Here is a 23,078-nt window from a genome sequence, read left to right on the forward strand (position 1 = left end):
GTATCGCCGACGCGCAGCAGATCGTAAACAGGTTCTCAGGCCAAGGCGCGCCGGCCGGCGAGATAGCGACGCAACAAGGCCGCCGCCAGCCAGACCCAGTAAAGTCCCAGTCCCAGCGCGGCGGCGAACAGCGGCAGGCGATAGCCGCCGACGATCCAGGCCAGGCCGCAGCCGACCCAGACGCCGTGCAGGCCCAGCAGCCGGCGGTGCGCGGCCTCGCCCAGCAATTCATGGGTGGCCGGCAATTGCCGCCTGGGCAGGCCGCGCTGTTTCAGGTCCAGCCAGGCGAGGAAGGGCAGGATCTTGCCCTGCATGCTCAATACGGACCCCAGGCCGAAGCCGCCCAGCCAGAGCCAGCCGGCCAGCATGGGCGGCGTTTCCGACAGCGGCAGCAGGCGCGCGGCGAGCGCGCAGGGCGCGGCCGCCGTCATCCAGATCAGGCTGGCTCGCCAGCCGTGGCGCAGGGGGTCGGCGCGGCGCTGGCTGCGCCGCAGCGCGTCCAATTGCCACAGGCCCTGCCACAGCACGAACAGCGCCAAGGCGGCCAGCAGGCTGGAGACGACGGCGGGCGCGTCCCAGATCAGCGCGACGCCGCTCAGGCACAGCAGGCCGAACAACAACGTCTCCCGCGGCAGCCGCCCTGTTGCCGGCGGCGGCGTGACCAGAAACATCGGGATCACCGTGCGCGCCACCGACAGCACTAGTAATAAGAGCCAGCCCAGCGTCGCCCACAGCACATGGTTGTCCAGCAAGGGGCCCAAGGGCAGCGTGACGCGGCCGCCCAGCAACAACACCAGAGAAGCGCCAAAGCCGACGGCGAGCGCCAGCGCGCACAGCGCCAGCCGTAGGCCCCGGCTGCCGGCGTCCCGCGCCGGGCTGCGCCGCAAGCCGCGCAGGCCGAACAGCGCCGGCGTCAGCAAGGCCGGCGTCAGCAGCGCGGCGCCCGCCTGTAGCCACAGCGGCGACAGGCCCAGCTGGAAACCAGCCACCAATAGCGCGCAGCCGGCCTGCAAGGGCAGGAAGCAGGCCAGCAGCAAGCGGCGCGGATGTGCAATCGGCACTCCCGCCGTCACCGCCAGCAACTGCCACAAGGACCCCAGCATCGCATTGCCCAGCACGCCCAGCGCCAGCGCGTGGGTCAGCGCCAGCACCTCGGGCAGAAAACGCGACGGCGCGCCGTCCGGCAGCATCGCCAGCAAGGCCGTCAGTGCCAGCAGCCAGCAGGGCGCGGCCAGCATATGGGCCAGCGGCAGCCACAGCGGCGGCGCCTGTTGGTAGTCTAGCCAGGCCTGGCTCATGGCCGGTTAAGGATTAGCACGACGCCGCCGTCTCCCGACAGTTCCAAGCGATACAGCAGGCCGGCCTTTTCCAGCATGGGCAGCAGTGGGGTGGGATGGTGGGGCAGCACCCAGGCGCGGCTGTCGCCGGGCCGCATCTGTTCGGCGGCGTCCAGGATGATTTCCATCGGTTCGGGCGGCGCCAGGTGGCGCAGGTCTTGCGGAGTCATGGCTGCGCGCCCTCCGCAATCAACTCCGCCATTTCCGGCAGCGCTTGCGCGCACATGGGGTAGAGCACGTTTTCTTCCTTCATATTGTGTTGCTGCATCAGGATCAGCAGGGTGTCGTTCAGGCCCAGGAAAGCTTGCAGATGCTGCGCGGCCAGCGCCTCGCCCATGTCCTCCAGCAAATCGCGCATGTCCTGATGCTCCATGCGCATGATGCGGGTCGGCCCCATGCTGCTGCCGCTGGCGGCTTCGAAAGCCGGGAACAGCGCGTCTTCTTCAACGGCGAAATGCGCCTCCATGTCTTGACGGAAAGCCTGGAAATGGCTCAGGGCCAAGGCCCAGTTCTGCGCGCGGGCCGCGGCTTCACAGGCGGCGAAGCGCGCGTCGCAGGCGCGGTGTTGCTCAACAAGGGCGTCGATGGCGCTCATGGCGTGTACTCGTGGGATGGAGCGCGCAGTATGGCCGCGGCGGCGGGGACGGCAGAATGACCGGGATCAAGGAATCCCAAACCATGGCCCAGCGCCGCGCGCAGCGCCGCCAGCTCCTGATGCAGACGCACCACGCCGCCGATGATCAACAGCGCCGGCGCGCGCAGCCGGTATTGCTCCGCCAGCCGCCCCAGTTCGGACAAGCGGCCGCAGACGCAGCGTTCGCCCGGCATACAGGCCTGCTCGACGATGGCCACCGGCGTATCCGGCGCGCGGCCGTGGCTCAGCAGTTGCTCGGCGATATGGGCGGCCTCGCCCAAGCCCATATAAACCACCACGGTTTCGTCCGGCCCGCTGTCCGCGGTCCAGGCCAGCGCCGACGCGCCTTCGCGGCGATGGCCGGTGACGAAGCGGCAGCCCTGGGCGTAGTCGCGGTGGGTCAGCGGCAGCGCCAGGCTGGCCGCCGCGCCCAGCGCCGCGCTGACGCCGGGCACCGCCTCGCAGCGGATGCCGGCCGCCAGCAGCGCGCGCATCTCCTCGCCGCCGCGGCCGAACATGAAGGGGTCGCCGCCCTTCAGCCGCGCCACGCGCAGGCCCTGGCGCGCCAGCGCGATCATCAATTGGTTGATTTCCGCCTGCGGCAAGGTGTGGCGGCTGGCGCGCTTGCCAACGCAGACGCGCCGGGCCGAGGGCGGCGCCAGTTGCAGAATGTCGGGGGCGATCAAATGGTCGTACAGCACCGCGTCGGCCTGGGCCAGGCGCTGCACGGCGCGCACGGTGAGCAGGTCGGCGCTGCCGGGGCCGGCGCCCAGCAGCGCGACGCTGCCGGGCGGAAAGGGCGGCGCGGCGGCGGCGTCCAGTCCGGCGCGGGGAAGAGGGGTGACGGGGCGGATCATGGCGGCCTCCTTGCGGTTGGCGATGGCGGATGGCGCCAGTGTAGGAAGCCGGACGGCCGGAAATCGTTGATTCGAATCAATGCTCCCGGGATGCCCGAATCCGTACAGTTCGGCCCGAGTACCGCGCCGGCGGTGCAAGCATTCGAGGAGGACATGATGAGCGCGAGCTTCACCAAATCGACCGCCCGCAATATTTTTTACGGCGGCTCGGTTTTCTTTTTTCTGTTGTTTCTGGGGCTGACCCTGGACACCACCCTGGCCCTGCCCAGCCATAACGCCAAGGCCCAACTCACCGAGCAAGCGGTGCGCGGCAAGAAGATCTGGGAGACGCGCAGCTGCGGCGGCTGCCACACCCTGCTGGGCGAAGGCGCCTACTTCGGACCGGAGCTGGGCAACGTCTACGTCCGCCGCGGCCCGGAATTCATCAAGGGCTGGATGCAGGCGATGCCGACCAACGCGCCGGGCCGCCGCCAGATGCCGCAGTTCCACCTGAACCCGGCCGAACTGGACGACCTGGTGGCCTTCCTGAAGTACGCGTCGCAGATCAACACCAATAACTGGCCGCCCAATATCGAGGGCTGATCCCGTCCCATCCCTTTATCTTTGGAGAACACAATGAGCAACGCTACCGTGGCCACGCCGCCGCGCGGCGCGACCGCCGCCGTCGCGCAGGTGCGCTACCGCTCGCAGGCCGTGGCCAAACCCTATTTCATCGCCGCCATCGGCCTGTTCATCGGCCAGATCGTGTTTGGCCTGATCATCGGCCTGCAATACGTGATCGGCGATTTCCTGTTTCCCGCCGTGCCCTTCGGCACCGCGCGCATGGTGCACACCAACCTCTTGATCGTCTGGCTGCTGTTCGGCTTCATGGGCGCCGGCTACTACCTGATCCCGGAGGAGAGCGAGCGCGAACTGCACAGCCCGCGGCTGGCCATCATCACCTTCTGGGTGTTTCTGGTGGCCGGCGCGCTGACCATACTTGGCTACCTGGGCCTGCCCTACCATGAGCTGGCCCGGCTCACCGGCAATGATTTGCTGCCCACCATGGGCCGCGGCTATCTGGAACAGCCGCTGATCACCAAGGTGGGCATCGTGCTGGTGGCGCTGTCCTTCCTCTACAACCTGTCCATGACCCTGCTGGCCGGCCGCAAGACCAGCATCAGCATCGTGATGATGCTGGGCCTGTGGGGCCTGGCCGTGTTCTTCCTGTTTTCCTTCGTCAACCCCAACAACCTGGTGCTGGACAAGTACTACTGGTGGTGGGTGGTGCACCTGTGGGTGGAAGGCGTATGGGAACTGATCATGGGCGCGATGCTGGCCTTCGTCCTGGTGAAAGTGACCGGGGTGGACCGCGAGGTGATCGAAAAATGGCTGTACCTGATCATCGCCATGACCCTGATCACCGGCATCATCGGCACCGGCCACCATTATTTCTGGATAGGCGTGCCGGCCTACTGGCAGCTGTGGGGCTCCATCTTCTCCGCGCTGGAGCCGGTGCCCTTCTTCATGATGACCCTGTTCGCCTTCAATATGGTCAAACGCCGCCGTCGCGAGCACCCCAACCAGGCCGCCACCTTGTGGGCGCTGGGCACCGGGGTGATGTCCTTTCTGGGCGCCGGGGTGTGGGGCTTCATCGGCACATTGTCGGTGGTCAACTACTACACCCACGGCACCCAGGTGACCGCCTCCCACGGCCACATGGCCTTCTACGGCGCTTACGTGATGGTGGTGCTGACCATGATCTCCTACACCATGCCGCTGCTGCGCGGCCGCGAGGCCAATTGCGCGCAGGCGCAGAAGGTGGAAAAAACCGCGTTCTGGGTGATGACCCTGTCCATCGTGGCCATCACTCTGTGCCTGACCGCCGCCGGCGCGGTGCAGGTGTGGTTGCAGCGGATGTCCGCCACGCCGCTGTCCTTCATGGAAACGCAGGAACGGATCATGCCCATCTACTGGGGGCGCTGGGTATTCGGCATCAGCTTCTTCTGCGGGCTGGTGTTGTACGTGATCAGCTTCTTCGTCACCGGCAAGCGCGAGGATTGATGGCGGCGCAAGCAAGGACGGCGACGCGGGAGGTCTTGGCATGGAGCTGAGCGCGCCGCCGGAGCGCCGCGTGCCGGGCGATCTGGCGATGTGGTGTTTCATCCTGGCCGAGCTGGCGGTGTTCGGCGTGTTCTTCCTGGCCTACGCCTGGGCCCGCCGGCAGCAGCCGGCGCTGTTCGCCGCCGGGCAGGGCGAGCTGGAGCTGGGCCTGCCCACGCTTAACACCCTGTTGTTGCTGGCCGGCAGCGCCGCCATGCTGGCCGCGCTCAGCGCCTTTTCCGCCGGGCGGCAGCGCGCCGGACGGCGCTGGCTGGCCTTGACCTTGCTGGCCGGCGGCGGCTTTCTCGGTTTGAAAGGCTATGAGCTGGTGGGCAAGGCCTTGCAAGGGATTACCTTGTCCAGCAACGACTTCTGGATGTTCTACCTGTCGTTGACGGTGTTTCACTTCCTGCACGTGGTGTTGGGCATGGTGATCGTGGCGGCGGTGTGGCGGCTGGCCCGCGACGGCCGTTACCAGCCCGGGTCGATGGATGAGCTGGAAACCGCCGCCGCCTACTGGCATATGGTGGATCTGGTGTGGTTGCTGTTGTTCGCCCTGGTCTACGTGGCGAGATAGAGCGGCCGCGCAAAGCCTTATTTCGCATCAAGGCGGCCGCCGCGCCGCATCGGCATCATGCCCTCATGACTCACCCCACCCCTCTTGCTCAAACCGGCCTGTGGCTGCTGTTGTCCGGGTTGACCCTGCTGGCGGCCTGGCTGGCCGAAGGCGGCCGGCCGCCGCATCTGGCGCTGATCGCGCTGGGCCTGGCCTGGCTCAAGGGCGTGTTGCTGGTGGAGCGCTATATGGGCTTGCGCGACGCGCCTCGCTGGCTGCGCGCGCTGGTGCAGGGCTGGCTGGCGCTGGTGTCGGCCGCGCTGCTGCTCAGTTTTATCTGAAGGAACGCCGATGAACGCGCCTGAACTCCTGACTATCCCCATCCCCTTTTACCAGCCGCAAGGCGCCGAGTGCGAGCTGTTCGAAGCCGCCTGGCGTCAGCAACTGCCGGTACTGATCAAGGGGCCCACCGGCTGCGGCAAGACCCGCTTCGTCGCCCATATGGCGGCGCGGCTCGGCCTGCCGTTGATCACCGTCTCCTGCCACGACGACCTGAGCGCCGCCGACCTGGTGGGCCGCCACCTGATCGCCGACGGCGCCACCGTCTGGTGCGACGGTCCGCTGACCCGCGCGGTGCGGATAGGCGGCATCTGCTATCTGGACGAAGTGGTGGAAGCGCGCAAAGACACCACCGTGGTGCTGCACCCGCTGACCGACGACCGCCGCATTCTGCCGGTGGAACGCACCGGCGAAGTGCTGCAAGCGCCGCCGGGCTTCATGCTGGTGGTGTCCTACAACCCCGGCTACCAACACGTGTTGAAAACGCTGAAGCCCAGCACCCGCCAGCGTTTTGTCGCCATAAGCTTCGATTTTCCGCCGCCGGAAGTGGAAATCGGCGTGCTGATGCTGGAAAGCGGGATAGGCGAAGCGCTGGCGCGCCAGCTGGTGACGCTGGCCGGCCAGCTGCGGCGCTTGTCCGGCTACGACCTGGAAGAAGCCGCCAGCACGCGGCTGCTGGTGTACGCCGCCAAGCTGATCCAGGCAGGCCTGCCGCCCTGGCAAGCCTGCCGCACCGCGCTGGCGGAACCGCTGAGCGACGACGCCGACACCGTGGCGGCGCTGCTGGCGGTGATCCAGACCCAATTCCCCGGCTGAGCGGCATGGAAGACATTGTCGGCGGCTGGTGGGACAAACTGGCGCGGCGCGCGGCGCGGCGCGGCTTTCCGGAATGCGCGGCGGAGCTGGCGCAGGTGACGGCGCAAGCGCCGCTGTTCTTCCGCGCCATGGGCGGCGACCCGGTGTTGGCGCTGCGCACCACCGTGGGCACCGAGCACGGCGCGCGCCGCGGCTGGTTGCAACGGCTGGCCGGTACCGGCGCGCGGGTGGAACTGGCCTGGCGCGACAGCCAGGCGCTTTATCTGCCGGAGCGTATCGACTGCTTTCCCAGCGCCGCGCTCAACCGCGACTGCTATTTCTGGCTGCTGGCCCAGGCCGCCTACGCGGCCGACAACGACGGCGACTGGCTGAGCCGCAACCGCCTGGCCGCGGCGCGCGCCTTGGCGGACATGCCGGGCCTGGCCGCTGTTTACCGCCGGCTGGCGGCGGCCGCCTTGGCGCAGCGGCCGGACCCCGCCGGCCTGCCGCCGGCGGAAGCCGAGGCGGAGCGCGCGATCCAGGCGGCGTTGAGCCGGCCGGAACAGCCGGTGACGCTGCCGCCGTTGAGCCGGCCGCCGCAGCCGGTGCCGCTGTGGCTGCATCCGGAGCCGCCGCTGACGGAGGAGGACGGGCAGGGCAGCCGCCACGCCGACGGCGAACGCGGCGGCGGCAAGGACGCCCAACGCCAGCGCCGCCGCTACCGCGCGCGGCGCATGGAGCAGGACCAGCGCAAGAACGGCATGTTGATGGTGTTCCGCGCGGAAAGCCTGTTCACCTGGGACGAATACGTCAAGGTCAACCGCCACAACGACGACGACGATGACGGCAACGGCGAAATCGCCGCCGAGGACATGAACCGGCTGACCCTGGGCCAGGACGCTCATACCCGCGGCAGCCGGCTGCGTTTCGACCTGGACCTGCCGGCCGCCGCCTACGACGACACCCCGCTGGGGCCGGGCATCAAGCTGCCGGAATGGCACTGGAAGCGGCAATGCCTGGTGGAGGACCACTGCCTGCTGCGGCCGATGCTGCCGCGCGACGCCGCGCCGGCCCCGTTGCCGGAGCGTTTGCAGCCGCTGGCGCGCCGGCTGCGGCGGCAATTCCAGTCGCTGGCGCCGGAGCGCCGCCGGCGCAGCGGCGAAACCGCCGGGCCGGACATCGACCTGGACCGGCTGATCCGCTTCCTTGCGGAACGGCGCGGCGGCGCGGCGCTGAGCGAGCCGGCGCTGTATCAGGACTGGCCGCCGGGCGAACGCAGCCTGGCCTGCCTGACCCTGGCCGACCTGTCGCTGTCCACCGAAAGCTGGCTGGGCGAAACCGGCCGGGTGATAGACGTGATTCGCGACAGCCTGCTGCTGTTCGCCGAAGCGCTGGCCGCCAGCGGCGACGACTTCGGCCTGTACGGCTTTTCCTCGCTGCGGCGGCAGGAAGTGCGCTTGCAGATCCTCAAAGACTTTGCCGACCGTTACGACGACGCCGCCCGCGGCCGCATCCTCGCCATCCGGCCCGGCTACTACACCCGCATGGGCGCGGCCATCCGTCAGTGCACCCGCATCCTGAGCCAGCGGCCGGCGCAGCGCCGTTTGTTGTTGCTGATCTCGGACGGCAAGCCCAACGATCTGGACCACTACGAAGGCCGCTACGGCATAGAAGACACGCGCCAGGCGGTGCTGGAAGCCCGCCGCGCCGGCCTGACGCCATTCTGCGTGACCATAGACCGCGAGGCGGGCGACTACCTGCCGCATTTGTTCGGCCGCAATGGTTATGCGCTGGTGCGGCAGGCGGAGAGGTTGCCGCAGGCGTTGACCAGGCTGTATGCCAGCCTTACCGGATGAACGCGGCAAACAAAACCCCTGATGCTGCGTTGCGCCGACTTGCCGTACTCAATGTACTGTCTGCGTCGGCGCGCCTTGCCTCAGGGATTTTGTTAGCCGCTCTAGTGGGCGGAATGGCCATTGTTTGATGTTGCGCCAAGCCTGCCTATGCCTCACATGACAAGATGCCAGCTGCCCACAACGAAGACCCCCATGGCCAAAAAATTCCCGCTTCACCCCGCCCACCCCGAGCGCATCTGCTGGGGCTGTGACCTCTATTGCCCTGCCAACTCCCTGCAATGCGGCAACGGCTCCAGCCGCACCCAACATCCGGCGGAAGTGCTGGGCGACGACTGGTATCAATACGGCGACTGGGGCCTGGAAGATTCCCCGGTCACCGGACAGGACGGCTCCGGCAAGCGTTGATTCGAATCAAGGCTGTCCATATGCGTCCGGGATGATCATGCTCGCAAAAGGGTTATTCCTAACGCTGGAGCGCTACCATGAAGTCTCCTAAGCAGTCCCTGTTCACCAAGGGCGCATTGCTGGCCCTGTTGCCGTTGGCCGCGGCCCCCGTCTGGGCGGACACCGCCGCCCCGCCCGCCGGCGAGGCGATGCACCAGAACGCCAACGCCAAAGCCCCGCCGATGACCGAGGCGGAATTCACCCGCGGCAAGCAAATCTACTTCGAACGCTGCGCCGGCTGTCACGGCGTGCTGCGCAAAGGCGCCACCGGCAAGGCGCTGACGCCGGACATCACCCTGGCGCGCGGCACGGAATACCTGAAAACCTTCATCAAATACGGCTCCCCGGCCGGCATGCCCAACTGGGGCACCTCCGGCGAATTCAACGATCAGCAAGTGGACCTGATGGCGCGCTACGTGCAGCAAGAGCCGCCCACCCCGCCGGAATTCGGCATGCAGGACATGCTGGCCACCTGGAAAGTGCAAGTGCCGGTGGACAAGCGTCCGCGGCGCAAGGAAAACCAGCTGGACATCTCCAACCTGTTCTCCGTCACCCTGCGCGACGCCGGCGAAATCGCGCTGATCGACGGCCACAGCAAACAGATCGTCAGCGTGATCAAAACCGGCTACGCCGTGCACATCTCCCGGCTGTCCAAATCCGGCCGCTATCTGTACGTGATCGGCCGCGACGGCAAGATCAATCTGGTGGACCTGTGGATGGCCAAGCCGGACAGCGTGGCGGAAATCCGCATCGGCCTGGAAGCGCGCTCGGTGGAAACCTCCAAATACCGCGGCTACGACGACAAGCTGGCCGTGGCCGGTGCTTACTGGCCGCCGCAATACGTGATCATGGACGGCGCCAGCCTCAAGCCGCTGAAAATCGTCGGCACCCGCGGCATGACGGTGGACAACGAATACCACCCGGAACCGCGCGTGGCCTCCATCGTGGCCAGCCATTACAAACCGGAGTTCGTGGTCAACGCCAAGGAAACCGGCAAGATCATGATGGTGGACTACTCCGACTTGGCCAACCTCAAGACCACCACCATAGACGCCGCCAAATTCCTGCACGACGGCGGCTTCGACGCCAGCGGCCGCTACTTCATGGTGGCCGCCAACGCCTCCAATAAAGTGGCGGTGGTGGACACCAAGCTGGACAAGCTGGCGGCGCTGGTGGACGTGGGCAAAACCCCGCACCCCGGCCGCGGCGCCAACTTCACCGATCCGCAATACGGGCCGGTCTGGGCCACCAGCCACCTGGGCGACGACAGCATCAGCCTGGTGGGCACCGATCCGGAAAAACACAAGGCTCAGGCCTGGAAGGTGGTGCGCACGCTCAAAGGGCAGGGCGGCGGCTCGCTCTTCATCAAGACCCATCCGCAATCCGCCAATCTGTGGGTGGACACCGTGTTCAACCCGGACGCCAAGCTCAGCCAGAGCGTGGCGGTGTTCGACATCAAGCACCTGGACAAGGGCTTCTCCATGCTGCCGATAGGCGAATGGTCCGGCCTGAGCGACGGTGCCAAACGCGTGTTGCAGCCGGAATTCAACAAGGCAGGCGATGAAGTCTGGTTCTCGGTCTGGAGCGCCAAGGACAAGCAATCCGCCATCGTGGTGGTGGACGACAAAACCCGCAAGCTCAAGGCCGTGATCAAGGACCCGCGCCTGGTCACCCCCACCGGCAAATTCAACGTCTACAACACCCAGCACGACATCTACTGACCCCGCCAGCACGCCTGCCGGGCCAGTCCCGGCGGGCGGAGGAGAACGCAATGAAAACAAGCCTGATCCTGGCCTGCGCCGCCCTGGCGCTGCACGCGCTGCCGGCCGCGGCCGCCGCGCCGGAAGCGCTGCTCAAGCAGCACAACTGCCTGGCCTGCCACGCGCTGGACGCCAAGCTGGTGGGGCCGTCCTACCAACAGGTGGCCGCCAAATACAAGGGGCAGGACGCCGCCGTCAAACTGATGGACAAGGTGAAAAAGGGCGGCTCCGGCAGCTTCGGCCCGGTGCCGATGTCGCCCAACCCGCAAGTGCCGGACGCCGAACTCAAGGCCATGGTGCAATGGATCCTGAACCGCTGATCCGCGGCGCGGCGGCGGCCTTGCTGCTGCTCTGCGGCGCCGCCGTCGCCGCGCCGGCGGCCCCCGCGCCGGAGCGGGCGGCCCAGCTGCGCCACCTGGCGCGTCAGGACTGCGGCGCTTGCCACGGGCTGAGCCTGCGCGGCGGCCTGGGCAGCCCGCTGACGCCGGAGGCGCTCAAGGACAAACCGGACGCCGGCCTGGCCGCCGTGATCCTGGCCGGCCGGCCCGGCACCCCGATGCCGCCCTGGCGGCCTTTTCTGACGGAAGAAGAAGCGATATGGCTGGTTTACTGGTTAAAGCAGGGCGCGCCGCCCTGATCCCGGCCTTGGCCGCGCTGCTGGGCGGCTGCGCCGCGCCGCGCGGCACCGGCGACCTGGGCGTGGTGATAGAACGCGCCAGCGGCAGCGTGCAAGTGGTGGACAACACCCGCGCCGAAAGCCTGGGCCGGGTGGAAGGGCTGGGCGATCTGTCCCACGCCTCGGTGGTGTTCTCGCGCGACGCGCGCTACGCCTACGTGTTTGGCCGCGACGGCGCCATCAGCAAGGTGGACCTGCTGCGCCGGCGGCTGGAACGGCGGGTGGTGCAGGCCGGCAACAGCATAGGCGGCGCCATCTCCTCGGACGGCCGCGTGCTGGCCGCGCAAAACTACCAGCCGGGCGGCGTGCGGCTGTTCGACGCCGCCACGCTGGCGCCGCTGGCCTCGGTGCCCGCCGCGCCGGGCGCGGACGGCAAGCCCTCGCGCGTGGTGGGCCTGGCGGACCTGCCGGGCCGGCGCTTTGTTTACGCGCTGTTCGACGCCGACGAAATCGACGTGCTGGACGCCGCGGACCCGGCCCAGCCGAAACTGACCCGCTACCGCGACGCCGGCAAGCGCCCCTACGACGGCCTGGCCAGCATGGACGGCCGCTACTTCCTGGCCGGGTTGTACGGCGAAGACGGCCTGTCCCTGCTGGACACCTGGCGGCCGGAACAAGGCGTGCGCCGCATCCTGGCCGGCTACGGCCGCGGCCAGCAGCCGCTGCCGGTGTACAAGATGCCGCATCTGCGCGGCTGGGCGCTGGCCGGCGATTACGCCTTCCTGCCCGCCATCGGCCGCCACGAAGTGCTGCTGGCGGACAACCGCAGCTGGGCGCAACTGGCCGCCATCCCGGTGTTGGGTCAGCCGGTGTTTGTGATGGCGGAACCGTCCGGGCGGCGGGTCTGGGTCAACTTCGCCTTCCCGGACAACGACAAGGTGCAAGTCATCGACGTGCCCACGCGCAGCGTGATCGCCACCCTGAAGCCGGGCAAGGCCATCCTGCACATGGAGTTCACCCCGCGCGGCGACGCGGTGTGGCTGTCCAGCCGCGACGACGACAAGCTGGTGGTGGTGGACACCGCCAGCCTCAAAGTGCTGCGCGAACTGCCGGCGCGGAGCCCGTCCGGCATCTTCTTCAGCTGGCGCGCCAGCCGCATCGGAATGTAGCCATGGCCATTTCAGACGCCGATCCAGTCCTGCTGCGGCTGATCAACCGCTGCCAGCGCGGTTTTCCGCTGCTGCCGCGTCCCTTCGCCGCGCTCGCCGCCGGCATGGGCCAGGGCTGGGGCGAAGCCCGGCTGCTGGCCGCGCTGCAAGACGCCCAGGTGGCCGGCCTGCTGGCCCGCGTCGGCGCGGTGTTCGCGCCCAACACCGTGGGCAACAGCACCCTGGCGGCGATGGCGGTGCCGGCGGAGCGGCTGGAAGAAGTGGCCGCTTTCGTCAGCCGCCAGCGCGAGGTCAACCACAACTACCGCCGCGATCATCATTACAACCTGTGGTTCGTCGTCGCCTCCTCCTCCTCGGCCGGCGTGGCCGCGGCGCTGAGCCGCATCCGGCTGGCCACCGGCATCCCGCCGCTGGACCTGCCGCTGCTGCGCGAATACCACATCGACCTGGGCTTCTCCTTCCTGGCGGACGCCGCAGCGGCGGAAACGGACGCGCCGCCAGCGGCGGACGACCCCGGCCTGGCCGCCGGCCAGCGCCAGCGGCTGCTGGCGGCGCTGTCGCCGGGCTTGCCGCTAATCCCACGGCCTTATCAAGCGCTGGGCGCGCAATGCGCGCTGAGCGAAGCCCAGACCCTGGCGCAAATCGCCCACTGGCGGCAGCAAGGCGTCATCCGCCGCTTCGGCATGGTGGTGCGTCACCAGGAACTGGGCTACCGCGCCAACGCCATGTGGGTGTGGCGGATAGACGACGACGCCGAACGCGAGCGCGTGGCGCTGGCGCTGGCGGCGGAGCCGGCCGTCACCCTGTGCTACGAACGGCCGCCGCGGCCGCCGGACTGGCCTTACCAACTGTTCACCATGGTTCACGCCCGCGACGCGCAGAGCCTGGACGCCGCGCTGGCGGACATCCGCCGCCGGCACGGCCTGGAACGGCTGCCGCAGGCGGTGCTGCGCTCCACCCGGCGCTACAAACAAACCGGAGCCTGTTATGGATACGCCTGAAGCGCTGGCAATGCTGGACGCCTTGGACGCGCGGCTGATAGACCGGCTGCAAGGCGGCTTCCCGCTGGCCTCGCGCCCCTACGCGGCGGCCGGGCGCAGCCTGGGCCTGGGCGAAGACGGCCTGATCCGCCGCTTGCGCGCACTGCTGCACGCCGGTGTGCTCAGCCGCTTTGGGCCGATGTACCAGATAGAACGCCTGGGCGGCCGCTTCGTGCTGGCCGCCTTGGCCGCGCCGGAAGCGCGCTTTGACGAAGTGGCCGCCGCCGTCAACGCGCTGCCGGCGGTGGCGCACAACTACCGCCGCGAGCACCGGCTCAATATGTGGTTTGTGCTGGCCGCGGACAGCGCCGCCGCCATCGACGCCGCCCGGCGCGGCATCGAACTGGTGACCGGCCTGGAAGTGCACCTGTTTCCCAAAGAGCGGGAATACTTTGTCGGCATGCGTTTTCAGGTGGGCGGCGCGGCTCCGGTGGGCGCGGCCGCCGGCGCGCGGGGCACGGGCGAACCGGCCGCGTTGAGCGAAGACGACCGGCGGCTGATCCGCGCCACCCAGGCCGGCCTGCCGCTGTGCCGCTACCCTTACCGCGACATTGCGCGGCAACTGGGCTGGGCGGAGGCCGAAGTGACGGCGCGGCTGACGCGCTGGCTGGAGCAGGGCGTGGTACGCCGCATCGGCGCGGTGCCCAATCATTACGCCATCGGCTACCGCGCCAACGGCATGGCGGTGTTCGACGTGGCCGACGAGCAAGTGGACGCGCTGGGCGCGCAGTTGGGCGGCCTGGACGCGGTCAGCCACTGCTACCGCCGTCCGCGCCGGCCGGGCTGGCCGTACAATCTGTTCGCCATGCTGCACGGCAGCGAGCGGCCGGCGGTGCTGGCCGCGGTGGACGACGCGCGCGCCTTGCTGGGCGAGGCCTGCCGCGGCCACGAAGTGCTGTTTTCCAGTCGGATTTTGAAGAAAACGGGATTGAGATTGTGAGGGCCGAGTTTTGGGCTTTGTGGTTTTGAATCCGCTGCGCGGATGATGATTTAGGGCCGGTTCCGCCCGGCAAACGGAAAGGAAGATTTGCGCGGCCAAATCTCCCTTTACCCTAAAGGCCGCCCTGCAAGCCTGGCCTGCGGCTTCCCGGCGGGTCCCGTCAGGCCCGAGGCGCGGCTGAACTCGCGATTTGCTAACGTCAAATCGCTCAAACAGGGCAGCCGCTTAAGACCTCGGGCCTGCCACCCGACGGCAGGCTTGAAGGGAGTGGGGGCGCGTCGGATACGCGCTGGCGGTGACGTTTCGCCAGCGGCGTCCTCGACCTTGTGCAAATCAAGTTTGCTTGCCCAGATTCCATTGACCCGCGTCAAGGAGCCGCCGCCGCCCCCGGCCGCACACTGAGCCATCTTCCCGCGGCGGAGCCGGCCATGTTGCGATTAACCCAATACCTGCGCCTGCTGCGCGAGCCGGCGGCGTCCCAACCGCCGGGCCGCGCCATGCCCGTCGGCCCGCAAGGCCCAGTGGTGATCTGGAACCTGATCCGCCGCTGCAACCTCACCTGCCAGCACTGCTACTCCACCTCCGCCAACCGCGACTTCGCCGGCGAACTGAGCACCGAAGAAGCCTATGCGGTGCTGGACGATCTCCACGCCTACGGCGTGCGCGTGCTGATCCTGTCCGGCGGCGAACCGCTGTTGCGGCCGGACCTGCCGGCCATCGCCCGGCGCGCCAAGGCGCTGGGCTTCTATATCGGCCTGTCCAGCAACGGCACCCTGATAGACCCGGCCGCCGCCGCCACGCTGGCGGATATCGGCTTTGACTACGTGGGCGTCAGCCTGGACGGCATCGGCGCCACCCATGACCGCTTCCGGCGGCTGGACGGCGGCTTTGATCTGGCCTTGCAGGGCCTGCGGCTGGCGCGCGACGCCGGCCTGAAAGTGGGCATCCGCTACACCATGACCAATGACAACGCCGCGGACCTGCCGGCGCTGCTGCAACTGATGGCGGACGAAGACATCGACAAGTTCTACTTCTCCCACCTCAACTACGCCGGACGCGGCAACAAGCACCGCGCCGACGACGCCCGCCACGTCCGCAGCCGCTGGGCGCTGGAACTGCTGATCCAGCAGGCGATGGCCCAGCTGGACGCCGGCCGGCCGAGGGACTTCGTCACCGGCAACAACGACGCGGACGGCGTCTACCTGCTGCACTGGGCGCGCCGGCATTATCCGGAGCGCGCCGACGCGCTGCTGCGGGCGCTGCGGCGCTGGGGCGGCAACGCCAGCGGCGTCCACATCGCCAATATCGACAACCTGGGCAATGTGCACCCGGACACCATGTGGTGGAAGGTGACGCTGGGCAATGTGCGGGAACGGCCGTTTTCTACGATCTGGCAACAGCCGCATCACCCCTTGATGAGCGGCCTGCGCCAATCCCCGCGCCCGGTGGCTGGCCGCTGCGGCGCTTGCGGCCACCTGGACATCTGCAACGGCAACACCCGGGTGCGCGCCTGGGAGCTGAGCGGGGATTTCTGGGCGGCGGACCCGGCCTGTTATCTGAGCGACGCGGAAATCGGCGTGGAGCCGGGCCGCCACGCGCGGCCGGCGCTGACGCCGTGGAGCCGGGAGGCCCGACATTGAGGCGAGCGCCGTAGAGCCTGTTTACGATCTCTTTGAGAGGGATGATGGTTCAAAACGTCGAACACGCGGTTTCCCAGGTATCCATGCAACGCTTCAACATATTGAAGCTGCCGGCCTTTTTCTAATCACATCGAACTAGGCGGCTGCTGCCAATGGCGCATGGTCGTTGGCGGAACGCGCTTTTATAGTGAGAACCTACCCCATCATCGAGCCACACCGTCATGAGCCATCTGGACATCCCTTCCTTCCTGCGCCACCAGCCGCTGTTTCAGCAACTCTCCCCGGAACAGATCCAGGCGCTGGTGCCGCACACCCAAGAACTGCGCGGCCTCAAGGGCCAGGTGATCTTCCAGAAGGGCGACCCCTGCGACGGCATGTTCCTGGTGGTGTACGGCCGGGTGAAACTGGCGCTGTCCTCGGCGCAGGGCAGTGAAAAAGTGATGGAAATCATCCACCCCGGCCAAAGCTTTGCCGAGGCGGTGATGTTCCTGGGCCGGCCCTGCCCGGTGATGGCCCAGTTTCTGGAAGACGGCATGCTGCTCAAGGTGGAGGCGGCCGGCATCCTGCAAGCGATAGACCACGACCCGGCCTTCGCCCGGCGCTTGCTGGCCGGCCTGTCGCTGCGCCTGCACGGCCTGGTGCGGGACGTGGAGCGCTACTCCATCGAAAGCTCCTTGCAGCGGGTGATTGGCTATCTGCTGCAACACATCCCGGAAGACGGCGACAGCCTGACGCCGCAGGTATCGCTGCCGGTGAACAAAAGCCTGATCGCCTCCCGGCTCAACCTGACGCCGGAAACCTTCTCGCGCATGCTGCACCAGTTGATCGAGGCGGAGCTGATCCAGGTGGACGGGCGCGACATCACGCTGGTGGATGTGGAGCGCTTGAAAGCGTTTGGCAACTGCGCTTAGAACCTGTTTACGATCTGCTGCGCGTCGGCGATACGGCGTTGAAACCCGCTTCGAAATGCTCATGTACCACTTGTACATTCCGCTTTCTCAGCCGGTTTCGCCTTGTCTCGTCCTAGCTCGCGAGATCGTAAACACGCTCTTAGAACAGGTTCTTAGCGCGCCCCGCCTCAACCGTTTGGATAGCCGGCTACTGACCGGGTATGCCTACGGTTCTATCCACACCACGCGTTGCCTCCGCTCGGCCGACAGCTCCGGCGCGGGCGCGCCCACCAGCGCCTGGCGGGCAATGGCCATATTGCTGAAACCGGCCTGCCGGTAACACAGCCGCGCACAGGTGTCGCGGTTGGTCCACTTGCCGGACGCCCACATTTGCAACAAGACGGCGCGGGCTTGTTCGTGCTTGCCTTGCCATTTGTGCCAATGATGGAAAGCCGCCAGCGCCTGCTGGATCTCCGGCAAGATGGCCGCCGCCGGGTCGTCGTCCGTCAACGCAATCACCCCCAGGCGCATCTCGTAATCCACAATCAAGCGCGCCGCGCGTTTCAGCGCCTCGTTGTGCTGGACTAGCAGTTGCATCATGGCCAGCCTCCCTCTCCGGTCGTCACAGTAAGCCATTGACGTGCTCCAGGCCGCGTTGCAAACGTTGCTGTATCGGTTCCAGCAAGGCCAGCGCATCCTCGCTGGTGAACAGCACTGGCTCGTCGCGGCGTTCCAACAAGGTGATCAAGGCTTGTAAGCCGGTGTGGGCGGCGCGCATGTCCATCAGGCCGCACAGCAGCGCGGTGTCCAGTTCGACATAGCAATGGTTTAGCTGCTGGCCCAGTTCGCCCAGCTGCACCATATCGCCGGCAACGGCGGGCAAGCGCTTTGAACAGCGGTGCAACTGCTCCATCAAGGGTGCAGCGGAGGGTGTGGCGGCTTGGCCTGCGCAATGGGGGCAGGCGGGCGGCGGCATGGCGGGGGGAAAGGTAGAGAAGGTCATCACGGTCTCCATGTCATCTGTGGAAACCTGCCCAGGCGAGGCTGGGGCAGGCACATGACAAGGTTGCAAAACCGGTTCGTTTAACCAATAGACCGGCAGCCCCGAGAGGCTCCCTGCCACGGCCCGCCCCGAATGGGTACGGCGTGGCAGCAGACGTAACGGTGCCAAAGCGGACACGATTTAGTCTGCGGTTAAACGATTTTGGGTTTGCAAGCCCTGCGTCGCGTATTGGGCACGACGCGGGACCAAGCCTAAACAGGCTGGGAGGGGGCGTCAAGGTGGGGGAGGTGTATGTGATTGAGCAGGAAACCTTATGTTTACTTTGCGAGTGGCAGTTTCGTTGTGCTCTTCTCTGCCTTCTTTATCCTGCGTTTTATGTTCTCTTGCCGTATCTGGCTCTCATCAAAGCGCCCGCTGTATAAATACTCCACTTCGGCTAGAACTCTGTAGGCAGAGAAGAAGGACGCGAATGTAGAATGTAGTTCTTTAGCCCATTCCATTCGTTTGCCATCGTCATGGAAGAATTGCTTGAGTGCTTCGTTGTCGGTCCGAAGATGGAAAATGTCATTGCGCAATACCCGGAGATCGTTAGCATGTCGCTTAACTAGCTTACCGATCTTATCGCTTTTGGGAATCAGTTCCAGAAAGCTCTCCGGGCGCTTGTTTTGTAAAAGGAGCCGCATTCCTGCATGTTCAAATCCTTCAACAGTTGTGTGTAGATACCCTAACCAAGAAAGGAGGTATACACGGAACTTCAGTCTGCTGGAGTCGCTGAGGTTCTGCCTCTTTGTCAAAAGACGGTTAACTGCGTCGTAGTGCTCGAACATCAGGTTTGCAGAATCAAAGCACTGAGAGGAAAGCATCAGTATGCTATCTCGGGTCCTATGGGGGAGAGCATTGCCGGTGGCTAAGATACGAGCAGCCTCTACCCCCAGTAACTTTATTGAGTCAACCACGTAGTAGGTTGTGTTGGGGGTGGCGAAAAGCATTCTTTTTTGGAGGGCTTGTTCAACACAATTTAGGAGAGATTGCTGAGAGTCAAATGCATAGATGTTTGGCTGGCGCTGGCAGAATTTCCACAAATGCCATTCATTAAATTCGTCAATTTCGCCCTGTTGGCCAAAGCTGAAATTAATTTCGCCTTCGGGTAAATGTACGCAATAGCCGTGCTCATTTTTAAAATACCTAACTCCTCCATTTAGTTCTCCTTGAATAGGGACGTTAGAGTTAAGTGATTCACTAATCTGGGATAGAGGTTCGATGCCCGATTTCGACATTAGTGAAGCGATAGTGCCAACAGCTCGTTGATAATCGGCGATTAGTTGCGCAAGTTGTTTATCCATGTTTTTTTTGGAGTGCCTGAGTTGTTTAATTAACGAAAGTGTACTGCAATATCATAAGTATTGTCATGTGATTCGGATTGGGTGTGATGTTCTTTGTATTTGCAGGAATTGATAAGTGGTCCTGTGAGGTTGTATGATTTTTTCACTTCCTCGATGAGGGGCGGTGTTGTTATAGGGCTAACTATTCGTCTTAATGGTATTGAATAGTGCATCGTTCATTTGGATTTTCATTTTCATCAGCAGAAGAATCTGGTTTTGCTATTAATACAATTTTTGAGGGAGTCAAGGCTTGTTATTTAAGAAGGCTGAAGATGGATTCATGAGGGAGTATGAGTATCTATGGAACGGGACAGAGCCGGGCTGGGTAGTACTCTGTGTTCGTAAACAGCGGCTTGCCCTTTCGCTTGCTTTCTCAAGAGAGGGACCTACTGTGCAAGATATCAAGGCCATGAGGTCAGTGCTGCCAGAATATTCTTTGCTATCAGCAACAGAGGTGATGTCTCGCTTACGGGGGAAGGCTCTTATAGATTTGGGAAGGTTCGAGAGCCGAGAAGGACGCCGTATTGTGGTTGCCTGTAGAGAAAAAGGCTTGGAGGTACAGGAGCTTGTTCAGGATGGGCCGGTTTATCACCTATTTAATGAGCAGACAAAGCATGCCTTGATCATTGAAGATGACTTGTTGGCTAAAGAAGTGCTTGAGGCTGCACTCAATTTTGGGATGCCTGTTAAGGAGCTGGAAGCATAAGTGTTGTGGTTGAGCCTGTATTCAACCCGATGATCAAAGTCATGTGTTGATTTTATATGCTTGCTGCAAAGTGGTAGGATGTGCTTTTTAAACAGATTTGTAGTGTGATGGACTCAGAGGCAGATAGAGGCTTTTTTTGACAATGAATATAACCTTTGATTAGGGATGCCTTCTCGATAATAGGTGATGGTTCGGGTCCGAAACGAACAGTCAAGTTGTGGTTTGGGTGTGGTGGCTTACGGCCCATAGCTGTTGTCTAATAGCTGATGATCTATTTGAAGAGGACGCCTCTATAACTTTTGGTTGGGAGGCAAGCTTTAGCCGAATCCCGTGAGCGGAGGAAACCATTTGGCAAATCGCTATACTTCGAAATCATCCTCTAAATTATTTCAGCTTCTTTTTGTAGTTTTTTAATATAGCAATTCAAGGATTTACCAAAGGCAGGGAGGGTGTCATTTGCAAAGTCCCAGTTAAATTCAAGTAGGGCGCTACTCCAGCCTACGCTATAAACAATCCCGTCTTCATCGGGTTTTTTACTACCATGTTCCATGTTAAAGCTTTCTTGGTCAAAGTGAGCGCCACGCTTGTCGCGGTATGCTTTGGCATCTTCTATAAATTCAATAAATTTAACTTTAATATCATCAGGGAATGCTTCTGAAACTATCTCGTCGATAACCGGTTCCCAAAATCCTTTCTTGTTGTTGGCAATAATCCCATTTTTCCCATGGCCGCTGTTAAAAATAGTGCAAAATTTAATAATTATTTCTTCAGTTAATAGCTCATTAATAAGATGGGTGTCATGAATGTCGGGAAATAAAGAGCCATGTTCCTCTTCGAAGCGATCTAATGCCTCCCCCTCAAGTTGAAGGCCAGTTTTTAATCTTATGCGCTCTTTGTCATATGCTTCGGTAATGTGCAGTGGTCGACCAGTTTTGTAGAATCGGTCAACTCGCTGCCTAAGTGCCAGAAGTTGAATGATTCTATCGAGGGCTATTTGCCATAGATATAGCCTGCCAAGGGTTTCTTTCATTATCAGCATCTTCTTTATTTAATATTGGTAACTAAATTGATTGGGCCACATCTGTGATGAAATCTTCCTCATCCATTTGCAGTCAATTTATTTCATTGTGCTAAACGCTTGAAATGAGCCAACCAGCAATGGAGCAGAAGCGACAAGGCGTTCCCTGAGGCTACGCAATCTATGGATAGCATGTCTATGGTCGGCTGTGGATTAAGCGTTTCGATCTGTGAATTTCCGCTCCTGGCTGCTAGCTGTCCGTGATGAAGGGCAGCTTTTGGCCGATAGCAGTCATGCTAGCATAAAAGCATATCTGGCCACTTCGGCCGGCAAGCGTTCACAAAAAATCACGTCAATCCCTCACCCCGCCCCCTCCACCCGATTCCGCCCATTCGCCTTGGCCCGATACAAAGCCTCGTCCGCACGCTGGACGATGGTTTCGTGGCTGGCATCGTCGTCATGCGCGCTGGCCGCGCCTATGCTGACAGTGACCACGCCGGCAGCGGTGTCGGCGGCGGCGGACACCGCCGCGCGCACGCGCTCGGCCAGCACCAGCGCGCCTTCGGCGTCGGTATCCGGCAGCAGCAGCAGAAACTCTTCGCCGCCGTAGCGGGCGGCAAAGTCGGTGGCGCGCGCCGCCGCGTGCAGGGTGGCGGCAATCTGTTGCAGCACCTGGTCGCCCACCGCGTGGCCGTGGTTGTCGTTGACGCGCTTGAAGTGGTCGACGTCCAGCAGCAGCACGGAGTAGGGCGCGCGGCTGCGGTGGTAGCGTTGGTATTCCGCGGTCAGCCATTCCGCGGCGGCCATGCGGTTGCCCAGGCCGGTCAGCGCGTCGCTGCGCGCCAGTTGTTCCAATAGCGCCGCTCTTTCCTCCAGTTGGCGCTTGGCTTCGCTCAGCGCTTCGGTGCGTTCCTCCACTTTTTGTTCCAGGCCGGCGTTGGCGGCGGCCAGTTCGCCGCGGCGCGCCAGCAGGGTGGCGGTCATCTGCTGCATGGCTTGGGACAGTTGTTGCAGTTCGCGGGCGCCGCTGCGCAAGCTCCAGTCCGCCTGTTCGTCGCCGGCGCTGACGCGCTGGGCGGTGTGGGCCAGGGTTTCCAGCGGGCGGCTGAAGGCGGCGGCCAGCCGGTAGACCACGATCATCAGCAACAGGGTGACGATCCAGCCGGGCAGGCTTAGCGCGGAGCGCAGCCGGTTGAGCGTGGCCGGCGCTTGCGGGGGTGTTTGGCGGACGATGACGCGCCAGCCGAGGCCGGGGGCGTCGTCTATCTTGGCGTCGGCGTAGAGGTAGGTTTCGCCGTCGGCCCAGTCGCCCTGTTGGTAGCCCGGCCCGCTCAGCGGCGCGGGCATGCCGGCTTGGTCCGGCGCGCCGGGCGGAAACAGCGGGGCGTTGTTCTGATTGACGATGAAGACTTGCGGCGCGTCCCCGGCGCTGTTGAGCGGCAGACGTTCGTCGATCAGCTTTGCCACCCAGGCCCAGGCGCTTTGGGCGGCCAGCGCGCCGCGCAGCTTGCCGGCTTCGTCGTGCAGCGGGGCGGCGAATTCGATGCGGGGGGACGGCGCGGCGCCGCTGGCGGAGACAATGCGGCCGTCCGGGGCAATCACGCCCAGCCAGGCGTAGTCCGGGTTGTGCAGCCTGATCCGTTCCAGGCCGCTGCGCAGCGCCGGGCTGTCCAGCGGCGCGTTGAGGAGGACCGGGGTTTGCGTGTGCAGCGCCAGTTCTCGCCGCCGTTGGCTGAGGCCGGCGGCCAGGGATTTGGCGATGCCGCGCGCGGTGGCTTGCAAGGCTTCGCCCTTGTCTTGCAGCAGGCCCTGGTTTATCCGCGGTTCCAGCGCGGTGTCCAGCAAGGAGGCCAGCAGGAACAGGCCGCCAAACAGCAGGCTGAGCCGCAGCCGGAAACTGCGCGGCCAGAGGTGGGAGAGAAGCTTCATCTTGGTGCGGCCAATGGGGGGGTACAGCTTTATGTTTGTATCCACGGGCGCGGGATTGCAAGGCGGGGGGCGGGGTAAAAAAGAG

General features: G+C 64.4%; 25 protein-coding genes. 16 read left to right on the top strand and 9 right to left on the bottom strand.

Annotation, left to right across the window (positions count from 1 at the left end):
* Positions 1 to 35: 35 nt before the first annotated feature.
* From QUG03_RS03355 to cobA, 4 genes are read right to left on the bottom strand one after another with little or no spacing between them, the layout of a single operon-like run.
* Positions 36 to 1,298, bottom strand: a complete 1,263-nt coding sequence (locus QUG03_RS03355) for a hypothetical protein (RefSeq protein ID WP_500819346.1) — start codon at positions 1,296 to 1,298, stop codon at positions 36 to 38.
* Entirely contained in the window at positions 1,295 to 1,507 is a 213-nt protein-coding gene (locus QUG03_RS03360; RefSeq protein ID WP_500819347.1) for a DUF2249 domain-containing protein, read from the bottom strand. The genes QUG03_RS03355 and QUG03_RS03360 overlap by 4 nt, the downstream gene beginning before the upstream one ends.
* A complete protein-coding gene (locus QUG03_RS03365; RefSeq protein ID WP_500819348.1) occupies positions 1,504 to 1,932 on the bottom strand; it encodes a hemerythrin domain-containing protein in 429 nt (142 codons plus the stop codon). The genes QUG03_RS03360 and QUG03_RS03365 overlap by 4 nt, the downstream gene beginning before the upstream one ends.
* Complete coding sequence (gene cobA, locus QUG03_RS03370) at positions 1,929 to 2,828, bottom strand: uroporphyrinogen-III C-methyltransferase (protein WP_500819349.1); 900 nt, start codon at positions 2,826 to 2,828, stop codon at positions 1,929 to 1,931. Before cobA ends, QUG03_RS03365 begins: the two co-directional genes overlap by 4 nt.
* A 90-nt stretch (positions 2,829 to 2,918) precedes the next feature.
* Between cobA and QUG03_RS03375 the strand changes: the two genes are divergently transcribed.
* From QUG03_RS03375 to QUG03_RS03445, 15 genes are all read left to right on the top strand, one after another.
* Complete coding sequence (locus QUG03_RS03375; protein ID WP_269473792.1) at positions 2,919 to 3,410, top strand: c-type cytochrome; 492 nt, start codon at positions 2,919 to 2,921, stop codon at positions 3,408 to 3,410.
* 33 nt (positions 3,411 to 3,443) lie between these two features.
* Positions 3,444 to 4,871: a cbb3-type cytochrome c oxidase subunit I gene (locus QUG03_RS03380; RefSeq protein ID WP_048409438.1), complete on the top strand. Its 1,428-nt coding sequence runs from the start codon at positions 3,444 to 3,446 to the stop codon at positions 4,869 to 4,871.
* A gap of 40 nt (positions 4,872 to 4,911) precedes the next feature.
* On the top strand, positions 4,912 to 5,487 hold the full coding sequence (locus tag QUG03_RS03385) for a cytochrome c oxidase subunit 3 (protein ID WP_107731495.1): 576 nt from the start codon (positions 4,912 to 4,914) through the stop codon (positions 5,485 to 5,487).
* Between the two features lie 65 nt (positions 5,488 to 5,552).
* Positions 5,553 to 5,807: a cytochrome C oxidase subunit IV family protein gene (locus tag QUG03_RS03390; RefSeq protein WP_048414063.1), complete on the top strand. Its 255-nt coding sequence runs from the start codon at positions 5,553 to 5,555 to the stop codon at positions 5,805 to 5,807.
* A 10-nt stretch (positions 5,808 to 5,817) separates the two neighbouring features.
* On the top strand, positions 5,818 to 6,621 hold the full coding sequence (locus tag QUG03_RS03395) for a CbbQ/NirQ/NorQ/GpvN family protein (RefSeq protein WP_500819352.1): 804 nt from the start codon (positions 5,818 to 5,820) through the stop codon (positions 6,619 to 6,621).
* Positions 6,622 to 6,626: 5 nt separating this feature from the next.
* On the top strand, positions 6,627 to 8,456 hold the full coding sequence (locus tag QUG03_RS03400) for a nitric oxide reductase activation protein NorD (RefSeq protein ID WP_500819353.1): 1,830 nt from the start codon (positions 6,627 to 6,629) through the stop codon (positions 8,454 to 8,456).
* Between the two features lie 192 nt (positions 8,457 to 8,648).
* The gene (locus QUG03_RS03405) at positions 8,649 to 8,861 is read left to right on the top strand and encodes a DUF3079 domain-containing protein (RefSeq protein WP_048410854.1); all 213 of its coding nucleotides are present in this window, start codon (positions 8,649 to 8,651) and stop codon (positions 8,859 to 8,861) included.
* A gap of 77 nt (positions 8,862 to 8,938) precedes the next feature.
* Positions 8,939 to 10,621 (top strand): cytochrome D1 domain-containing protein, encoded by a 1,683-nt coding sequence (locus QUG03_RS03410; protein ID WP_500819354.1) that lies wholly within the window; start codon positions 8,939 to 8,941, stop codon positions 10,619 to 10,621.
* Between the two features lie 50 nt (positions 10,622 to 10,671).
* Positions 10,672 to 10,980 (top strand): c-type cytochrome, encoded by a 309-nt coding sequence (locus QUG03_RS03415; RefSeq protein ID WP_107800710.1) that lies wholly within the window; start codon positions 10,672 to 10,674, stop codon positions 10,978 to 10,980.
* Positions 10,962 to 11,297, top strand: coding sequence for a c-type cytochrome (locus QUG03_RS03420; RefSeq protein WP_227105248.1), 336 nt, complete (start codon positions 10,962 to 10,964; stop codon positions 11,295 to 11,297). Before QUG03_RS03415 ends, QUG03_RS03420 begins: the two co-directional genes overlap by 19 nt.
* Positions 11,258 to 12,445 carry a cytochrome D1 domain-containing protein gene (locus tag QUG03_RS03425; protein WP_500819356.1) on the top strand — a complete coding sequence of 396 codons (1,188 nt, stop codon included), beginning with the start codon at positions 11,258 to 11,260 and terminating at the stop codon, positions 12,443 to 12,445. Before QUG03_RS03420 ends, QUG03_RS03425 begins: the two co-directional genes overlap by 40 nt.
* Before the next feature lie 2 nt (positions 12,446 to 12,447).
* Positions 12,448 to 13,446 (top strand): siroheme decarboxylase subunit beta, encoded by a 999-nt coding sequence (gene ahbB, locus QUG03_RS03430; protein ID WP_500819357.1) that lies wholly within the window; start codon positions 12,448 to 12,450, stop codon positions 13,444 to 13,446.
* Positions 13,433 to 14,425: a siroheme decarboxylase subunit beta gene (ahbB, locus tag QUG03_RS03435; RefSeq protein WP_500819358.1), complete on the top strand. Its 993-nt coding sequence runs from the start codon at positions 13,433 to 13,435 to the stop codon at positions 14,423 to 14,425. Before ahbB (QUG03_RS03430) ends, ahbB (QUG03_RS03435) begins: the two co-directional genes overlap by 14 nt.
* Positions 14,426 to 14,853: 428 nt before the next feature.
* Complete coding sequence (gene nirJ / locus QUG03_RS03440) at positions 14,854 to 16,065, top strand: heme d1 biosynthesis radical SAM protein NirJ (protein WP_500819359.1); 1,212 nt, start codon at positions 14,854 to 14,856, stop codon at positions 16,063 to 16,065.
* A gap of 221 nt (positions 16,066 to 16,286) precedes the next feature.
* Positions 16,287 to 16,976 carry a Crp/Fnr family transcriptional regulator gene (locus tag QUG03_RS03445; RefSeq protein WP_500819360.1) on the top strand — a complete coding sequence of 230 codons (690 nt, stop codon included), beginning with the start codon at positions 16,287 to 16,289 and terminating at the stop codon, positions 16,974 to 16,976.
* A gap of 204 nt (positions 16,977 to 17,180) precedes the next feature.
* Here QUG03_RS03445 and QUG03_RS03450 read toward each other — a convergent pair whose 3' ends face one another.
* The 3 genes from QUG03_RS03450 to QUG03_RS03460 form a co-directional block, all read right to left on the bottom strand.
* The gene (locus tag QUG03_RS03450) at positions 17,181 to 17,555 is read right to left on the bottom strand and encodes a hypothetical protein (RefSeq protein WP_500819361.1); all 375 of its coding nucleotides are present in this window, start codon (positions 17,553 to 17,555) and stop codon (positions 17,181 to 17,183) included.
* Between the two features lie 22 nt (positions 17,556 to 17,577).
* Positions 17,578 to 17,958, bottom strand: a complete 381-nt coding sequence (locus tag QUG03_RS03455) for a hypothetical protein (RefSeq protein WP_500819363.1) — start codon at positions 17,956 to 17,958, stop codon at positions 17,578 to 17,580.
* Between the two features lie 317 nt (positions 17,959 to 18,275).
* Positions 18,276 to 19,301 carry a DUF6896 domain-containing protein gene (locus QUG03_RS03460; RefSeq protein ID WP_500819364.1) on the bottom strand — a complete coding sequence of 342 codons (1,026 nt, stop codon included), beginning with the start codon at positions 19,299 to 19,301 and terminating at the stop codon, positions 18,276 to 18,278.
* Between the two features lie 430 nt (positions 19,302 to 19,731).
* On the opposite strand from QUG03_RS03460, the gene QUG03_RS03465 reads away from it, so the two are divergent.
* Entirely contained in the window at positions 19,732 to 20,046 is a 315-nt protein-coding gene (locus tag QUG03_RS03465; RefSeq protein WP_500819366.1) for a hypothetical protein, read from the top strand.
* 379 nt (positions 20,047 to 20,425) lie between these two features.
* Here the strand turns inward: QUG03_RS03465 and QUG03_RS03470 are convergent, their stop codons facing one another.
* Both QUG03_RS03470 and QUG03_RS03475 read right to left on the bottom strand, forming a co-directional pair.
* Positions 20,426 to 21,076, bottom strand: a complete 651-nt coding sequence (locus QUG03_RS03470) for a hypothetical protein (RefSeq protein WP_500819367.1) — start codon at positions 21,074 to 21,076, stop codon at positions 20,426 to 20,428.
* Between the two features lie 348 nt (positions 21,077 to 21,424).
* Positions 21,425 to 22,993, bottom strand: a complete 1,569-nt coding sequence (locus QUG03_RS03475) for a sensor domain-containing diguanylate cyclase (RefSeq protein ID WP_500819368.1) — start codon at positions 22,991 to 22,993, stop codon at positions 21,425 to 21,427.
* Positions 22,994 to 23,078 lie beyond the last annotated feature (85 nt).

The organism is Chromobacterium sp. CCUG 30098 (assembly GCF_059916605.1).